This is a genomic window from Mycobacterium novum, assembly GCF_010726505.1.
GTDB classification, from domain to species: domain Bacteria; phylum Actinomycetota; class Actinomycetes; order Mycobacteriales; family Mycobacteriaceae; genus Mycobacterium; species Mycobacterium algericum.
The window spans coordinates 686,443-702,834 of the sequence record NZ_AP022562.1 but is presented as its reverse complement, the minus strand read 5'-3'; the positions used below and the strand labels follow the sequence as shown (position 1 = coordinate 702,834).

General features: G+C 68.7%; 14 protein-coding genes. 10 read left to right on the top strand and 4 right to left on the bottom strand.

What is annotated here, in order from left to right; genetic code table 11:
* The first annotated feature begins 4 nt into the window (after positions 1-4).
* Complete coding sequence (locus tag G6N19_RS03145; RefSeq protein WP_193465748.1) at positions 5-973, top strand: HpcH/HpaI aldolase/citrate lyase family protein; 969 nt, start codon at positions 5-7, stop codon at positions 971-973.
* 87 nt (positions 974-1,060) lie between these two features.
* Here G6N19_RS03145 and G6N19_RS03140 read toward each other — a convergent pair whose 3' ends face one another.
* Complete coding sequence (locus G6N19_RS03140; RefSeq protein WP_232062510.1) at positions 1,061-1,690, bottom strand: DUF4190 domain-containing protein; 630 nt, start codon at positions 1,688-1,690, stop codon at positions 1,061-1,063.
* A 95-nt stretch (positions 1,691-1,785) separates the two neighbouring features.
* On the opposite strand from G6N19_RS03140, the gene G6N19_RS03135 reads away from it, so the two are divergent.
* From G6N19_RS03135 to G6N19_RS03110, 6 genes are all read left to right on the top strand, one after another.
* Positions 1,786-2,310 (top strand): general stress protein, encoded by a 525-nt coding sequence (locus G6N19_RS03135; protein WP_013828146.1) that lies wholly within the window; start codon positions 1,786-1,788, stop codon positions 2,308-2,310.
* A 73-nt stretch (positions 2,311-2,383) separates the two neighbouring features.
* Positions 2,384-3,799, top strand: a complete 1,416-nt coding sequence (locus G6N19_RS03130; RefSeq protein ID WP_193465746.1) for an ABC transporter substrate-binding protein — start codon at positions 2,384-2,386, stop codon at positions 3,797-3,799.
* Positions 3,800-3,809: 10 nt separating this feature from the next.
* The gene (locus G6N19_RS03125; RefSeq protein WP_193465745.1) at positions 3,810-4,691 is read left to right on the top strand and encodes a carbohydrate ABC transporter permease; all 882 of its coding nucleotides are present in this window, start codon (positions 3,810-3,812) and stop codon (positions 4,689-4,691) included.
* Positions 4,688-5,515 (top strand): carbohydrate ABC transporter permease, encoded by an 828-nt coding sequence (locus tag G6N19_RS03120; RefSeq protein ID WP_013828149.1) that lies wholly within the window; start codon positions 4,688-4,690, stop codon positions 5,513-5,515. Before G6N19_RS03125 ends, G6N19_RS03120 begins: the two co-directional genes overlap by 4 nt.
* Positions 5,516-5,519: 4 nt before the next feature.
* Entirely contained in the window at positions 5,520-6,662 is a 1,143-nt protein-coding gene (locus tag G6N19_RS03115) for an ABC transporter ATP-binding protein (protein ID WP_193465744.1), read from the top strand.
* Positions 6,659-7,267, top strand: a complete 609-nt coding sequence (locus tag G6N19_RS03110; protein ID WP_013828151.1) for a suppressor of fused domain protein — start codon at positions 6,659-6,661, stop codon at positions 7,265-7,267. Before G6N19_RS03115 ends, G6N19_RS03110 begins: the two co-directional genes overlap by 4 nt.
* Positions 7,268-7,355: 88 nt before the next feature.
* Here the strand turns inward: G6N19_RS03110 and corA are convergent, their stop codons facing one another.
* The gene (gene corA / locus G6N19_RS03105) at positions 7,356-8,390 is read right to left on the bottom strand and encodes a magnesium/cobalt transporter CorA (RefSeq protein WP_013828152.1); all 1,035 of its coding nucleotides are present in this window, start codon (positions 8,388-8,390) and stop codon (positions 7,356-7,358) included.
* A 180-nt stretch (positions 8,391-8,570) separates the two neighbouring features.
* On the opposite strand from corA, the gene G6N19_RS03100 reads away from it, so the two are divergent.
* The 3 genes from G6N19_RS03100 to G6N19_RS03090 all read left to right on the top strand — a co-directional run bounded on the left by G6N19_RS03100 (position 8,571) and on the right by G6N19_RS03090 (position 11,689).
* On the top strand, positions 8,571-9,560 hold the full coding sequence (locus G6N19_RS03100) for a malate dehydrogenase (RefSeq protein ID WP_013828153.1): 990 nt from the start codon (positions 8,571-8,573) through the stop codon (positions 9,558-9,560).
* A 70-nt stretch (positions 9,561-9,630) separates the two neighbouring features.
* Positions 9,631-10,818 carry an NAD(P)-dependent malic enzyme gene (locus tag G6N19_RS03095; protein WP_041317426.1) on the top strand — a complete coding sequence of 396 codons (1,188 nt, stop codon included), beginning with the start codon at positions 9,631-9,633 and terminating at the stop codon, positions 10,816-10,818.
* Positions 10,819-10,825: 7 nt separating this feature from the next.
* Positions 10,826-11,689, top strand: a complete 864-nt coding sequence (locus G6N19_RS03090) for a glycine betaine ABC transporter substrate-binding protein (RefSeq protein ID WP_193465743.1) — start codon at positions 10,826-10,828, stop codon at positions 11,687-11,689.
* 10 nt (positions 11,690-11,699) lie between these two features.
* On the opposite strand, the gene G6N19_RS03085 is transcribed toward G6N19_RS03090, so the two are convergent.
* Both G6N19_RS03085 and G6N19_RS03080 read right to left on the bottom strand, forming a co-directional pair.
* Positions 11,700-12,524, bottom strand: a complete 825-nt coding sequence (locus tag G6N19_RS03085; protein WP_013828156.1) for an SDR family NAD(P)-dependent oxidoreductase — start codon at positions 12,522-12,524, stop codon at positions 11,700-11,702.
* 157 nt (positions 12,525-12,681) lie between these two features.
* A complete protein-coding gene (locus G6N19_RS03080; protein ID WP_193465742.1) occupies positions 12,682-16,368 on the bottom strand; it encodes a multifunctional oxoglutarate decarboxylase/oxoglutarate dehydrogenase thiamine pyrophosphate-binding subunit/dihydrolipoyllysine-residue succinyltransferase subunit in 3,687 nt (1,228 codons plus the stop codon).
* Positions 16,369-16,392: the final 24 nt, after the last annotated feature.

Below are 16,392 nucleotides of genomic sequence, written 5' to 3'. Positions count from 1 at the left end.
TTAGGTGACCAACGCATATCGCCCCCGCCGTACCTGTCTGTCGGTGCCGGGCAGCAGCCAGAAAATGATCGACAAGGCCAAGGGCCTGCCCGCCGACCAGATCTTCCTGGATCTGGAGGATGCCGTCGCGCCGGCCGCCAAGGAGCAGGCCCGGGCCCGGGTGGCCGAGGCGCTGACGGTATCGGACTGGAGTGCGCCGCTGCTGGGCGTGCGGGTCAACGACTGGACGACGCCGTGGACGCACGCCGATCTGATCGAGGTGGTCTCGGCCGTCGGCGCCGCCGGGGCCCGCCTTGACGTCGTGGTGCTGCCGAAGGTGTCCGACGCGTCGCATGTACAGGCCCTGGATCTGTTGTTGACCCAGTTGGAGACCGTCCACGGGCTGCCGGCCGGGCAGATCGGCATCGACGCCCAGATCGAGGACGCCCGCGGGCTGACCAACATCAACGCCATCGCCGCCGTGCCCCGGGTGCAGGCGCTGGTGCTCGGCCCGGCCGACCTGATGGCCAGCCTCAACACCCGCACCCTGGAGGTCGGCGAGCAGCCCGAGGGCTACACCGAGGGCGACGCCTATCACCACGTGCTGATGACGATCCTGGTCGCCGCGCGCGCCCACGGGATCGCCGCCGTCGACGGGCCCTACCTGAAGGTGCGCGACGTCGAGGCGTTCCGCCGGGTGGCCGGGCGCTCGGCCGCCCTGGGTTTCGACGGCAAATGGGTGCTGCACCCCGACCAGATCGCGGCGGGCAACGAGATCTTCAGTCCGCGGCAGGCCGAATACGACCATGCCGAGCTGATCCTGGAGGCCTACGCCTGGCACACCTCGCAGGCCGGCGGGGCGCGCGGCGCGGTGATGCTCGGCGACGAGATGCTCGACGAGGCCAGCCGCAAGATGGCGCTGGTGGTGGCCGGCAAGGGCCGGGCGGCCGGGATGCGCCGTGAAGCACCGCCGTTCGAGCCGCCGTCGGCCTAGCGATCTGCCCGCGAGGGGGAATCTGACGACGCGACACACCTACGTCACGTCGTCACATTCCCACTGGGCGCCTACGTCCGCCCCGGCTCAGTGCAGGGCGACCATCGCGAGGATGAACGAGAGCACCACCGCGGCGCCGCCGACCGCGGTGCCGGCCACCGCCATGCCGTGGCCGGCCTCACCGGTGCGCTTGATCTGGCCCAGGGCGATCACGCCCAGCGTGGCGCCGACGACGGCCAGTGGCCAGAACAGCAGGCCCAGCAGCGCGACCACCAGGGAGCAGATCGCCAAGACGTTCGTCTTCTGCGGCTGGCCCGGATTGAAGTAGCCGCCCGGATACGGCGTGCCGTAGCCCTGCTGCGGATACCCGGGCGGGGCGCCGTAGCCCGGGGGGTAACCGGGCGGCGTGCCGACACCCGGATAGTCGGCCGGCGGGCCGTAGCCGGGCGGCGCGCCGTAGCCCGGTGGTGGCGGCGGGGGAAATCCGCCGGTCGGCGGCGGGGGGTAGCCGCCGCTGGCCGAGGGTGGGCGAAAGCCGCTCGGCGGGTAACCGGGCGGAGGGCCCTGCGGGTAACCGGGCGGTGGGGGAGGATAGCCATCGAAACCCGACGGGTTGGCCCAGCCGCCCTGCTCGGGCCCGGGCGCACCCGCCTCGGGCCAGGGTTGGTCGGCATTGGGTCGTGGATTCTCGCCAGAATCCCCGCCGGGAGCTGTCATGCTGTTCAACCTAGCGGATGCGTCGGGTGCCAGATCCGCGCGGAGTGCCGGTCCGCCACCCCGGAAGTATCCCGGAACAAGGAGAGAGAAGCCCCATGACCAGCCCTTTTCAGTCCGGACAGGCTCCCGATCCGCTCGGTGCGGCGGCCGCGGGTCGGCGAGACGTGGCCCGGTTGCCCACGCCGCCCAAAGGTTGGCCGATCGGGGCTTACCCCACCTACGCCGAGGCGCAGCGTGCGGTGGACTATCTGTCCGACCAACAGTTCCCGGTGCACCAGGTGACGATCGTCGGCGTCGACCTGATGCAGGTCGAACGGGTCACCGGCCGGCTCACCTGGCCCAAGGTGCTCGGCGGCGGGGTGCTGACCGGGGCCTGGCTGGGTCTGTTCATCGGCCTGGTGCTGGGCATCTTCAGCGACAACCCGGCACAGGCGTTGGTGACCGGTCTGATCGCCGGCGTGTTCTTCGGTTTGATCACGTCGTCGGTGCCGTATGCGATGGCCCGCGGCACAAGGGATTTCAGCTCGACCATGCAGCTGGTCGCGGGGCGCTACGACGTGCTCTGCGACCCGCAGAGCGCCGAGCAGGGCCGGGATCTGTTGGCGAAGCTGACGCTCTGACTCGGCGTTGTTGCACAGCGCGGCCGACCGGCCTTACCGTTCTGGCACAGAACGGCAACAGGAGGCGGGTGGCGTGGCGAGTCGGCGCGGTCGCGTTCGGCGGCTGGGCGCGGCTGCGCTGGCGGCGCTGACCCTCGCCTCCGGGTCGGCCTGCGGTTGGTCCGGGCACGACGACGGCCTGGTGGTCAGCGTGTACACCCCGGCCAACGACACCGCGACGTTCCAGGTGCTGGCACGGCGCTGTACCGAGCAGTCCGGTGGCCGCTACCGCGTCGAGCAGTTCAGCCTGCCGCGCGCCGCCGACGACCAGCGCCTGCAACTGGCCCGCCGGCTCACTGGCAACGACCGCACGCTGGACATCATGGGCCTGGATGTGGTGTGGACCGCCGAGTTCGCCGAGGCCGGCTGGGCGTTGCCGCTGTCGGACGACCCGGCCGGTGTGGCCGAGGCCGACGCGGTCGCCGACACGCTGCCCGGTCCGCTGGCGACCGCCCGCTGGCAACAGCGGCTCTACGCCGCCCCGATCATCACCAACACCCAATTGCTTTGGTACCGGCCGGATCTGATGGACGCTGCGCCGTCGACCTGGGATCAGGTGGTCGCCGAGGCGGGCCGATTGCATGCCGCCGGCGAGCCGAGCTGGATCGCGGTGCAGGCCAAGCAGTACGAGGGCCTGGTGGTGTGGTTCAACACGCTGCTGGCAAGTGCCGGCGGCCGGGTGCTCGACGACGACGGCAAGACCGTCACCCTGACCGACACCGCCGAGCATCGGGCCGCCACCGTTGCGGCGCTGCGGATCATGCGCGCGGTGGCGACCGCTCCGGGTGCTGACCCGTCGGTCACCCAGAGTGACGAGGGCACCGCCCGGCTGGCGTTCGAGCAGGGCAAGGCGGCTCTGGAGGTCAACTGGCCGTTCGTGCTGCCGTCGATGCTGGAGAACGCCGTCAAGGGCGGCGTCGGGTTCCTGCCGCTGGACCGGCGTGCGGATCTGACCGGCAGCATCAACGACCTCGGCATGTTCGCCCCCAGCGACGCCCAGTACCGGCTGGCCTACGAGGCCAGTCGCGACGTGCTCGGGTTCGCATCGTATCCGTCGGTGTCGCCCGGCCGGCCGGCCAAGGTCACGCTCGGCGGGATGAACCTGGCGGTGGCCCGCACCACCCGGCACCGCGCCGAGGCATTCGAAGCGGTGCGATGCCTGCGCGACGTCGCCAACCAGAAGTACCTTGCGATCGACGGCGGGCTGCCCCCGGTGCGCGCCTCGCTGTACTCCGATCCGCAGCTTCAGGAGAAATACCCGCACCACAACCTGATTCGCGACCAACTCACCGAAGCGGCGGTGCGCCCGGCCACACCGGTCTACCAGGCGGTGTCGACCCGGATATCGGCGACGCTGGCGCCGATCACCGCCATCGACCCGGAGCGCACCGCCGACGAGCTCACCGTGCAGGTGCGCAAGGCCATCGACGGCAAGGGGCTGATCCCGTGAGCGGTGCGCTATGACGTCTCGCGCCGACGAGCGGTCGCAGCGGCGGCTGGCGTTGCTGCTCATCGCCCCGGCGGTGGTGCTGATGCTGGCCGTGACGGCCTATCCGATCGGGTATGCGATCTGGCTGAGCCTGCTGCGCTACAACCTGGCCACCCCCGACGACACCGCCTTCGTCGGCCTGGCCAACTACCAGACCACGCTGACCGACTCCTACTGGTGGACGGCGTTCGCGGTGACGCTGGGCATCACCGTCGTCTCGGTGGCCATCGAATTCGTGCTGGGTCTTGCGCTGGCACTGGTGATGCACCGCAGCCTGTTCGCAAAAGGCATGGTGCGCACCGCGGTACTGGTGCCCTACGGCATCGTCACGGTGGCCGCCGCCTACAGCTGGTATTACGCCTGGACACCGGGCACCGGCTATCTGGCGAATCTACTGCCCGCCGGTAGTGCGCCGCTGACCCAGCAGCTGCCGTCGCTGGGGATCGTGATCCTCGCCGAGGTGTGGAAGACGACCCCGTTCATGGCGCTGCTGCTGCTGGCCGGGCTGGCGCTGGTGCCCGACGATCTGCTCAAGGCGGCACAGGTTGACGGCGCCGGCGCCTGGCGGCGTCTGGTCAGCGTCATCCTGCCGATGATGAAACCGGCCATCCTGGTGGCGTTGTTGTTCCGCACGCTCGACGCGTTCCGGATCTTCGACAACATCTACGTGCTCACCAACGGGTCCAACAACACCGGCTCGGTGTCGATCCTGGGCTACGACAACCTGTTCAAGGGCTTCAACGTCGGCCTGGGCTCGGCGATCTCGGTGCTGATCTTCGTCTGCGTGGCGCTGATCGCGGTGCTGTTCGTCAAGGTGTTCGGTGCCGCGGCGCCGGGATCGGAACAGAAATGACCGACGTTCGACGCCGCGCGGCATGGCTGATCATCGATCTGGCCGTAGTGGTCTACGCGCTGGTGCCGGTGCTGTGGATCTTCTCGCTGTCGCTCAAGCCGACGTCAACGGTGAAGGACGGCAAGCTGATCCCGTCGTCGGTGACCCTCGACAACTACCGCGGCATCTTTGCCGGCGATGTGTTCGGGTCGGCGCTGATCAACTCGGTCGGCATCGGCCTGATCACCACCGTGATCGCGGTGGTGATCGGTGCGATGGCCGCCTACGCGGTGGCCCGGCTGGACTTCCCCGGCAAGCGGCTGCTGGTCGGGGCGGCGCTGCTCATTGCGATGTTCCCCCAGATATCGCTGGTGACACCGATTTTCAACATCGAACGGGCTATCGGGCTGTTCGACACCTGGCCGGGACTGATCATTCCCTACATCACCTTCGCGCTGCCGCTGGCGATCTACACGCTCTCGGCGTTCTTCTCCGAGATCCCGTGGGACCTGGAGAAGGCCGCCAAGATGGACGGCGCCACCCCGGGCCAGGCGTTCCGCAAGGTGATCGCGCCGCTGGCGGCGCCGGGAATCGTCACCGCGGCGATCCTGGTGTTCATCTTCGCCTGGAACGACCTGCTGCTGGCGTTGTCGCTGACGGCGACCAAGGCGTCGATCACCGCGCCGGTGGCCATCGCCAACTTCACCGGCAGTTCGCAATTCGAGGAGCCGACCGGCTCGATCGCCGCCGGCGCGATGGTGATCACGGTGCCGATCATCGTCTTTGTTCTAATCTTCCAACGACGGATCGTGGCGGGACTGACCTCCGGCGCGGTGAAGGGATAGGCCGATGGCAGAGATCGAACTCCTCCACATCACCAAGAGCTACCCCGACGGCGCCGTGGCGGTGAAGGACCTGTCGCTGACCATCGCCGACGGCGAGTTCATCATCCTGGTGGGACCGTCCGGCTGCGGAAAATCCACCACGCTGAACATGATCGCCGGCCTGGAGGAGATCAGCTCGGGGGAGTTGCGCATCGGTGGTGAGCGCGTCAATGAGCGCGCCCCCAAGGACCGCGACATCGCGATGGTGTTCCAGTCCTATGCCCTCTACCCGCACATGACGGTGCGGGGCAACATCGCCTTTCCGCTGACCCTGGCCAAGATGAAGAAGCCGCAGATCGCCGAGAAGGTCGCCGAGGTCGCGAAAATCCTTGACCTGTCGGAGTTTCTGGACCGCAAGCCGTCGCAGTTGTCCGGTGGGCAACGTCAGCGGGTAGCGATGGGACGGGCGATCGTGCGGCAGCCCAAGGCGTTTCTGATGGACGAGCCGCTGTCGAACCTGGACGCCAAGCTGCGGGTGCAGATGCGCAGCGAGATCGCCCGGCTGCAGCGCCGGCTGGGCACCACCACCGTTTACGTCACCCACGATCAGACCGAGGCGATGACGCTCGGCGACCGGGTGGTGGTGATGCACGGCGGGATCGCCCAACAGATCGGCACCCCCGATGAGCTCTACGAGCGGCCCGCCAACCTGTTCGTCGCGGGTTTCGTCGGCTCGCCGGCGATGAACTTCTTCCCCGGCACGCTGACCTCGACCGGTGCGCGACTGCCGTTCGGTGAGGTCCCGTTGGCCGCGGCGGTCCGCGACACCATCGGGCGGCATCCCGGATCCCACAACGACGTCGTCATCGGCGTGCGGCCCGAATATCTCGGCGACGCCGGACTGCTCGGCGACGCCGAGCGTGCCCGGGCGGTGACCTTCTCCGCGCGCGTCGATCTGGTCGAATCGCTGGGCGCCGACAAGTACCTGTACTTCACCCCGAACGAAGCCGCCGGCACGTCGACCGAAAACGGTCTGGTGGCACGGGTTCCCGCCGCGTCGAAGGCCGCCGGCGGGCAGCCGATCGAGTTGGCCCTGGACGCGGCCAAGGTGGTGGTGTTCGACGCCGCGTCCGGGGTGAACCTGACCGTCCCGCCGGCCGAACGGTGAGCGACGACCTGGACCGGGTGCGGGCGCACCTGAAAGCGCACTACGCGGCCGCGGGCATCGCGTCGGAGCCCGGCGCCGCGCGGGTGACGTTCCTGGGCGTCGAGCCCATCGAGGTGCTGCGGTTCGGGCCCGGGCCCGACCGGATGGTGCATTACGTCTCGGTGGGCTGTTCGCGGCACCCGATGGGCGACCCCGGTCAGGTGTTGGCCGACCCGGTGCACGGTCCGCGTGCCGAGGTCGTGCTGCGGCTGCGGATCTCGGGTTCTGATGCCGGGCTGGCGCGCAGCCTGGCGATGGTGGCCGCCGCGCCGGTGGTGGAGGGCGTGGTGCTGGCGGCGGACGCGCTGATGGACCTGGGCGGCCCGCTGTGGACCCGGCAGTCGGGCGGCGTGCCGTTCACCGCGATGCTGCTGGGCGACAGTGACATCGCCGAGTTGGCGCTGGCGGCACCGCGCGAGCCGGTGCGGTTCTTGTCGGCCATCCCGATCACCGCGACCGAGGCGGCCTGGGTGCGGCTCAAGGGCGCCGACGCGATGCGCGACGCCTGGCGCGCCGACGGGGTGGATGTGCTCGATCCGGACCGCCCCGCCTCCCAACCGCGCTGATTAACTGCGCGAGCAGACGCGAAAGCCCCCTCTCGCGGGGCAATTTAGGGGCTTTCATGTCTGCTCGGCGATAGAAGCGACGCGCTGATCAGAGCCAGCCGTTGCGGCGGAACGCGCGATAGAGCACCGTGCTGATGCCGGCCATGCCCAGCAGCACCGTCGGGTAACTGAATGTCCAGTGCAGCGCGGGCATGTGATCGAAGTTCATCCCGTAGATGCCGGCGATCATGGTGGGCACCGCGATGATGCCGGCCCACGCCGACATCTTGCGCATGTCGGTGTTCTGCTGCATCCCCACCCGCGCCAGCGCCGCCTGCACCAGCGAACTCAGCATCTCGTCGTAGCTGGCGATCTGTTCGGCGGCGCGGATCTGGTGGTCGGCGACGTCACGAAGGTAACGCCGCACCTCTTTGGAGATCAGATCCTTGTAGTCGGTCTGCATCCGCTGGAACGGAATCGACAACGGTGCCACCGCGCGCCGCAGTTCGACGACTTCGCGTTTGATCTGGTAGATCGGCTCGACGTCGGTGCGGGTGCCCGGAGCGAACGCCACCTCTTCGATGGCGTCGATGTCGGTCTCCATCAGGTTGGTCACCTCGACGTAGCGGTCGACGACATAGTCGGCGATGGCATGCATCACCGCGTACGGTCCCAGCCGCAGGTGCTCGGGGTCGGCGTCCATCCGCTTGCGGACCTCGGACAGTCCGCTGTGTTCACCGTGCCGGACGGTGACGACGAAGTTCTTGCCGACGAAGATCATGATCTCGCCGGTCTCGACGATCTGCCGCGGCAGCCCCACCGATTCGTGCGGGACGTAGTTGACGGTCTTGAGCACCAGGAACAGCGTTTCGTCGTAGCGCTCCAGCTTCGGCCGCTGGTGGGCGTGCACGGCGTCCTCGACGGTCAGTTCGTGCAGGTCGAACGTGGCCGCCACGGCCTGCATCTGGGACTCGTCGGGCTCGTGCAGGCCCACCCAGACGAACCCGTCCCGGCCGCTCGCCTCGATCTCGCGCACCTTGGCCATCGCACCGGCGGGCGTGAAGTCGCCGGGAACCCGGTCACCTCCGTCGTAGACGCCGCAGTCGACCAGCACCCGCGGAACCGGGCCTCGCAACGCCGTCATGGCAGCCCTCCCTCCCGGCGCATACGCCGGTCAAATGTTACGCGCCCGAACCCAAAGTGACCGGTCAGCGCGGTCGCCGCGGGGTCCGGGGTTTTCGGGTCCGCGCCGGTGCGCTAGTTTCGACCCGGACCAATCCAGACCAATCCAGACCAAGCCGAACCCGTTCGAGGAGCACTTGACGTGAGCACAACCCCACTCAAGGTTGCCGTCACCGGCGCCGCCGGCCAGATCGGCTACAGCCTGCTTTTCCGCCTGGCCAGTGGCTCGCTGCTGGGCCCCGATCGGCCGATCGAACTGCGGCTGCTGGAGATCGAGCCCGCGCTCAAGGCGCTCGAGGGTGTGGTGATGGAGCTCGACGACTGTGCCTTCCCGCTGCTGTCGGGCGTGCAGATCGGCTCGGATGCCAACAAGATCTTCGACGGCGCCAACCTGGCGCTGCTGGTCGGCGCCCGCCCGCGTGGGCCGGGCATGGAGCGCAGCGACCTGCTCGAGGCCAACGGTGCGATCTTCACCGCGCAGGGCAAGGCGCTCAACGCGGTCGCGGCATCCGACATCCGGGTGGGTGTCACCGGTAACCCGGCCAACACCAACGCGCTGATCGCGATGACCAACGCCCCCGACATCCCCAAGGAGCGGTTCTCCGCGCTGACCCGCCTGGACCACAACCGGGCGATCTCGCAGCTGGCGGCCAAGACCGGCGCCAAGGTCACCGACGTCAAGAAGATGACGATCTGGGGCAACCACTCGGCCAGCCAGTACCCGGACCTGTTCCACGCCGAGGTCGGCGGTCGCAACGCGGCCGAGGTCGTGGGCGACCAGGCCTGGATCGAGAACGACTTCATCCCCACCGTCGCCAAGCGCGGCGCGGCGATCATCGACGCCCGCGGCGCCTCGTCGGCCGCCTCGGCGGCATCGGCCACCGTCGACGCCGCCCGGGACTGGCTGCTGGGCAGCCCGGACGGGGACTGGGTGTCGATGGCGGTGGTCTCCGACGGCTCCTACGGGGTGCCCGAGGGCCTGATCTCGTCGTTCCCGGTCACCACCTCCGGCGGCGACTGGAGCATCGTGGGCGGCCTGGAGATCGACGACTTCTCCCGTGGCCGGATCGACGCCTCCACCGCTGAGCTGGCCGAAGAGCGCGAGGCCGTCAAGGGACTGGGCCTGATCTGAGCGCGGCCGGCGCCCACCGGCGCTGGCCGTTGCCGATCGAGATGCGCCAGCGCAGTACCCTGGACTATCGATGCCTGAGAACCTTGCGAACACGGTGGACAACTCGCCGATTGTCATTGGAGACGAAGAGATCTTCGAAGCCCACATGGGCGGGAAGATCTCCGTCGACCTGAAAGCCCCGCTGGACAGCCAGCGCGCGCTGTCGATCGCCTACACGCCCGGGGTGGCGCAGGTCAGCCGCGCCATCGCCGCCGACCACACCCTGGCCGCCCGCTACACCTGGGCGCACCGGCTGGTGGCGGTGGTCAGCGACGGCACCTCGGTGCTCGGGCTGGGTGACCTGGGTCCGTCGGCGTCGCTGCCGGTGATGGAGGGCAAGGCCGCGCTGTTCAAGACCTTCGCCGGCCTGGACTCCATTCCCATCGTGTTGGACACCAAGGATCCCGACGAGATCGTCGAGACGCTGGTGCGGCTGCGTCCGTCGTTCGGGGCGGTCAACCTGGAGGACATCTCCGCGCCGCGCTGCTTCGAGATCGAGCGCCGCGTGATCGAGGCGCTGGACTGCCCGGTGATGCACGACGATCAGCACGGCACCGCGATCGTGGCGCTGGCGGCGCTGATGGGTGCGGCCAAGGTGCTCGGACGCGACATCTCGTCGCTGCGGGTGGTCGTCTCCGGTGCCGGCGCCGCGGGCGTGGCCTGCGCCAACATCCTGATGTCGGTGGGTATCTCGGAGATAATCGTGCTCGATTCGCAGGGCGTGCTGCATCCGGAACGTACCGACATGAACGACGTCAAGACCGAGCTGGCGCAGCGCACCAACCCCGGTGGCCGCACCGGTGGTCTGGCCGAGGCGCTGGTCGGTGCCGACGTGTTCCTGGGTGCCTCCGGAGGGGTGGTGCCCGAGGAGCTGATCGCGTCGATGAACCCGGGCGGGGTGGTGTTCGCCCTGTCCAACCCCGACCCGGAGATCCACCCCGAGCTGGCCGCCAAGTATGCGGCGGTGGTGGCGACCGGCCGCAGCGATTTCCCCAACCAGATCAACAACGTGCTGGCCTTCCCCGGCGTGTTCCGCGGGGCGCTGGACGCCGGTGCCGAACGCATCACCGAAGAGATGAAATTGGCTGCCGCGGAGGCGATTTACTCCGTGGTCGCCGACGACCTGGCGCCGGAGCGGGTCGTGCCGAGCCCGCTGGACCCGCGTGTCGAACCGGCCGTTGCGGCAGCGGTCGCGGCGGCCGCCGGTTCGTCGTCCTGAGCGCACGGTGCCGCGGCCGCCGAGACATCAGCTGCGCCGGTTGGCGCTGGCACTGATCACCGCCCTGCTGATCGCCGGGTGCGCTGATCGCCCGGGGCCGGCGCCGCTGGGCGTGGGAACCGCGCCCGACCCGCAATCGCAGGTTTTGGCGCAGCTGTACGCGAGCGCCCTGCGCGGTGCCGGAGCCGCGGTGCGCATCGAATCGGTGGCCGACCCGGTCGCGGCGCTGGACGCCGGGCAGTTGACCCTGGTTCCTGGTTTCACCGGCCGCCTGCTGGCGGTGTTTTCACCCGACTCCACGGCACGCTCCGACCGGCAGGTCTACTGGGCGTTGGCCGGTGCGCTGCCGGAGGGTCTTGCGCTCGGTGACTACGCCATGACCGCCGCTGACAAGCCGGCGTTGGCCGTGACGACGGCAACGGCCGACGCCTGGGGCGGAACCGAGCTGTCCGCGCTGGTGCGGCACTGCTCCGGGCTGGTCGTCGGTGCTGTCGCCGGGGTGCGGGCGCCGGCGGCGGTGGGACGGTGCACGTTGCCCAGATTGCGCGAATTCCCCGATAGCGCAGCGTTGTTCGCCGCGCTGCGGGCCCGCCAGATCACCGCGGCATGGACCAGTACGGCCGATCCGTCGACGCCCGAGGACGCGACTGTACTGCTCACCGATGGCAGGCCGGCGTTGGTGCGCGCCGAGAATGTGGTGCCACTGTATCGGCGCAACGAGCTGACCGAATCCCAACTGCTGGCGATCAATCAGGTCGCCGGTGTGCTGGATACCGAAGCCCTGACCGACATGCGCCGGCGGGTGGCTCACGGCGCCGATCCGCAGTCGGTCGTGGATGCCTTCCTGGAGGAGCACCCGCTCGGGCGGTAGCGCCGCGAAACTACCGGGGCCCGAACCTGGGGATGACGAACGAGAACAGCCGCTGGTAGCGCGAACCGGTGAGGCGCACGAGCAGGTCGAGCGCCCGCGCGTCGTTGCCGATGAGCACCCGGGCCCGGTTCTTGCTCACCCCGTCGAGGATCACCCGGGCGGCCTCTTCCGCACTGGTGGAGGCCAGCCGCCGGTCGAAGAAGTCGGCCATCGCCGCGTGGTCCACTCCTTCGACGGTGGTGGCGTTGCGGGCGATCGCGGTCTTGATGCCGCCGGGATGCACCGTGGTGACCTTGACGGGGTGCTTGGCGATCGCCATCTCCTGATGCAGCGCCTCGGTGAAGCCGCGGACCGCGAATTTGGCCGCGTTGTAGGCGGCCTGGCCGGGCATCGACAGCAGCCCGAACAGGCTGGAGATGTTGATGACGTGGCCGTCGCCGGAGGCGATCAGGTGCGGCAAGAAGGCTTTGGTGCCGTTGACCACACCCCAGAAGTCGACGTCCATCACCCGCTCGATGTCCTTGAACTCGCTGACCTCGACATCGCCGCTGAACGCGATCCCGGCGTTGTTGTAGATCTGGTTGACCTTGCCGAAGTGGTCTTTGACCTCGTCGGCGTAGCCGATGAACACCTCGCGCTCGGTGACGTCGAGCCGGTCGGCCTTCACCCGCACGCCCAGCGCGGTCAACCGTTGCTCGGTCTGCGCCAGGCCTTCGGTGTCGACATCGCTGATCGCCAACTGCGCGCCGGCGCGGGCCAGCTCGACGGCCAGCGCACGGCCGATACCCGAGCCGGCGCCGGTGACGACGGCGACTTTCCCGGCGAATCCCTGCATGTGTCCTCCCCGCAGTCGATTGACCATCAGAGCCTATCCGGTACCGGCGGTACCGCCATCAGTGCCCCGGCGAGGGTGCGGAGTTGTACGCGACACGCCGCGTTGCGACGTACAGACACGCCCACTCGCGGGGAAGGGGACGAGGTCAACCGAACGCCTACCCGAAGGCGAGGTCGATGATCTCCTGCTGCTCGACGGCGTGCACCTTCGACGAACCCGACGACGGCGCGGACATGGCGCGGCGCGAGATCCGTTTGATACCGGTGAGCTTCTCGGGCAGCAACTCCGGCAGCTCCAGGCCGAACCGCGGCCATGCCCCCTGGTTGGCCGGCTCCTCCTGCACCCAGAAGAACTGCTCGGCATTGGGGTAGCGGTCCAAGGTGGCGGCCAGGCGCCGCTTGGGCAGCGGGGCCAGCTGCTCGATGCGCACCAGCGCGATGTCCTCCCGGCCGTCCTTGGCCTTGCGGGCCGCCAACTCGTAGTAGAGCTTGCCGCTGGTCAGCAGCACCCGGGTGACCTTGTTGCGGTCGCCCTCGCCGTCGCCGTAGGTGGGCTCTTCGAGCACCGAGCGGAACTTGACGTCGGTGAAGTCCTTGATGTCGCTGACCACCGCCTTGTTGCGCAGCATCGACTTCGGGGTGAACACGATCAGCGGCCGCTGGATCCCGTCGAGGGCATGCCGGCGCAGCAGGTGGAAGTAGTTCGACGGGGTCGAGGGCATCGCGATGGTCATCGAGCCTTCCGCCCACAGCTGCAGGAAGCGCTCGATGCGCCCGGAGGTGTGGTCGGGGCCCTGGCCCTCATGGCCGTGCGGCAGCAGCAGCACCACGTTGGACAGCTGGCCCCACTTGGCCTCGCCGGAACTGATGAACTCGTCGATGATCGACTGCGCGCCGTTGACGAAGTCGCCGAACTGCGCCTCCCACAGCACCATCGCGTCGGGGTTGCCGACGGTGTAGCCGTACTCGAAGCCGACCGCGGCGAACTCCGACAGCGGCGAGTCGTAGACTAGGAACTTGCCGCCGCTGGGGGTGCCGTCGGGGGTGGTGGCCAGCAGCTGCAACGGGCTGAACTCCGCGCCGTTGGTGTGGTCGATGATCACCGAGTGCCGCTGCGAGAAGGTGCCGCGGCGAGTGTCCTGCCCCGACAGTCGCACCAGCTTGCCCTCGGCCACTAGCGAACCCAGCGCCAGCAGTTCGGCGAACGCCCAGTCGACCTTGCCTTCGTAGGCCATCTCCTTGCGCCGCTCGAGCACCGGCAACACCCGCGGGTGCACGGTGAAGCCCTCGGGAATCGACATGAACGCCTCGCCGATGCGGGCCAGCATCGCCTTGTCCACCGCGGTGTTCAGCCCGCGCGGCACCTGCTGTTCGGACTCGACGGACTCGCTGGGCTGCGCGGCGTGCTTCTCCAGCTCACGGATCTCGTTGAACACCCGCTCCAGCTGGCCGTGGTAGTCGCGCAGCGCGTCCTCGGCCTCCTTCATCGAGATGTCGCCACGGCCGATCAGGTCTTCGGTGTAGCTCTTGCGCACGCCGCGCTTGGTGCCGATCACGTCGTACATGTAGGGGTTGGTCATCGACGGGTCATCGCCCTCGTTGTGCCCGCGGCGGCGGTAGCACAGCATGTCGATGACGACGTCCTTGTGGAACTTCTGCCGGAAGTCCACCGCCAGCCGGGCCACCCAGTCGCAGGCCTCCGGGTCGTCGCCGTTGACGTGGAAGATCGGGGCGCCGATCATCTTGGCGACGTCGGTGCAGTACTCGCTGGAGCGGGAGTGGTCCGGTGCGGTGGTGAACCCGATCTGGTTGTTGACGATGATGTGGATGGTGCCGCCGACCCGATAGCCGGGCAGCATCGCCATGTTCAGCGTCTCGGCCACCACACCCTGGCCGGCGAACGCGGCGTCGCCGTGCAGCATCATCGGCACCACCGAGAACGCCGGCCGTTCACCGTTTTCCGAGGCGCCCCGATCCAGCAGGTCCTGGCGGGCCCGCACCAGTCCTTCCAGCACCGGGTCGACGGCCTCCAGGTGCGATGGGTTGGCCGTCAGCGATACCTGAATGTCGTTGTCGCCGAACATCTGCAGGTACACCCCGGTGGAGCCCAGGTGATACTTGACGTCACCGGAACCGTGCGCCTCGGCCGGGTTGAGGTTGCCCTCGAACTCGGTGAAGATCTGCGAATAGGGTTTGCCGACGATGTTGGCCAGCACGTTGAGCCGGCCGCGGTGCGGCATGCCGATGACGACCTCGTCGAGGCCGTACTCGGCGCACTGGTCGATCGCCGCGTCCATCATCGGGATCACCGACTCGGCGCCTTCCAGGCTGAACCGCTTCTGCCCGACGTACTTGGTCTGCAGGAAGCTCTCGAACGCCTCGGCGGCATTCAGCTTGCTCAGGATGTACTTCTGCTGCGCCACAGTGGGTTTGATGTGCTTGACCTCGACGCGCTCCTGCAGCCACTGCTGCTGTTCGGGCTCGAGGATGTGGGTGTACTCCACGCCGACGTGGCGGCAGTAGGCGTCGCGCAGCACCGAGAGGATCTCGCGCAGCTTGCGGAAGTCGCCGCCGGGCAGGCCCTCGACCTTGAACTCCCGGTCCAGATCCCACAGCGTCAGGTCGTGGCTCTGCACGTCCAGGTCGGGGTGGCTGCGGAACCGGGTGTTGTCCAGCCGCAGCGGGTCGACGTCGGCCATCAGGTGACCGCGGTTGCGGTACGCGGCGATCAACTCGACGACGCGGGCGTTCTTGTCGACCACCGAGTCCGGGTTGTCGGTGCGCCACCGCACCGGCTCATAGGGGATGGACAGCTCGAAGAAGATCTCGTCCCAGAACGCGTCGGAGAGCAGCAACTCGTGCACGGTGCGCAGGAAGTCACCCGATTCCGCGCCCTGGATGATGCGGTGGTCGTAGGTCGAGGTCAGCGTGATCAGCTTGCCCACCCCGAGTTCGGCGATGCGCTGCTCGCTGGCCCCCTGGAACTCGGCGGGATACTCCATGGCGCCGACGCCGATGATCGCCCCTTGGCCGGCCATCAGCCGGGGCACCGAGTGCACGGTGCCGATGGTGCCGGGGTTGGTCAGCGAGATCGTCACACCGGCGAAGTCCTCGGCGGTCAGTTTGCCGTCGCGGGCGCGGCGCACGATATCTTCGTAGGCGGCGACGAACTGCGCGAACCGCAGCGACTCCGCCTCCTTGATGCCGGCCACCACCAGGGAGCGCTTGCCGTCCTTGCCGTGCAGGTCGATCGCGAGCCCCAAATTGGTGTGCGCCGGCGTGACGGCGTTGGGTTTGCCGTCGATCTCGGCGAAGTGCCGGTTCATGTTGGGGAACTGCTTGACTGCCTGCACGAGCGCATACCCCAGCAGGTGCGTGAACGAGATCTTGCCGCCACGGGTGCGCTTGAGCTGGTTGTTGATGACGATGCGGTTGTCGATCATCAGCTTGGCCGGCACGGCGCGCACGCTGGTGGCCGTGGGCACCGCCAGCGAGGTGGCCATGTTCTTGACCACCGCGGCGGCGGCCCCGCGCAACACCTGTACCTCGGCGTCGGCGGCCGGAGCGGGGGCGCTGGCCTTGGCGGGCTTGGCGGCTGGGGCGGTCGTTGCGGGCTTCGCAGTGGGTGCCGGCGCCGCGGGCGGTGCAGCCGGGGGAGCCGGTGGCGCCGTGGCGGTCGCAGGCGGGGATGTGGCCGCGCCGTCATCGTGCTGCGCGCCGGGCTTGTAGTCGACCAGGAACTCGTGCCAGCTCGGGTCCACCGAGGAGGGATCGTCGCGGAATTTGCGGTACATCTCCTCGACTAGCCACTCGTTCTGACCGAAAGGTGAACTCATACCGCTCACGACAGCTACTCGCCTCTATTCCTG

Excerpts from the sequence above, each read along its gene's own strand:
- G6N19_RS03140 (WP_232062510.1), bottom strand. The coding sequence starts at position 1,690 with ATGACAGCTCCCGGCGGGGATTCTGGCGAGAATCCACGACCCAATGCC.
- G6N19_RS03135 (WP_013828146.1), top strand. The coding sequence starts at position 1,786 with ATGACCAGCCCTTTTCAGTCCGGACAGGCTCCCGATCCGCTCGGTGCG.
- G6N19_RS03125 (WP_193465745.1), top strand. The coding sequence starts at position 3,810 with ATGACGTCTCGCGCCGACGAGCGGTCGCAGCGGCGGCTGGCGTTGCTG.
- G6N19_RS03120 (WP_013828149.1), top strand. The coding sequence starts at position 4,688 with ATGACCGACGTTCGACGCCGCGCGGCATGGCTGATCATCGATCTGGCC.
- G6N19_RS03115 (WP_193465744.1), top strand. The coding sequence starts at position 5,520 with ATGGCAGAGATCGAACTCCTCCACATCACCAAGAGCTACCCCGACGGC.
- corA (WP_013828152.1), bottom strand. The coding sequence starts at position 8,390 with ATGACGGCGTTGCGAGGCCCGGTTCCGCGGGTGCTGGTCGACTGCGGC.
- G6N19_RS03095 (WP_041317426.1), top strand. The coding sequence starts at position 9,631 with ATGCCTGAGAACCTTGCGAACACGGTGGACAACTCGCCGATTGTCATT.
- G6N19_RS03085 (WP_013828156.1), bottom strand. The coding sequence starts at position 12,524 with ATGCAGGGATTCGCCGGGAAAGTCGCCGTCGTCACCGGCGCCGGCTCG.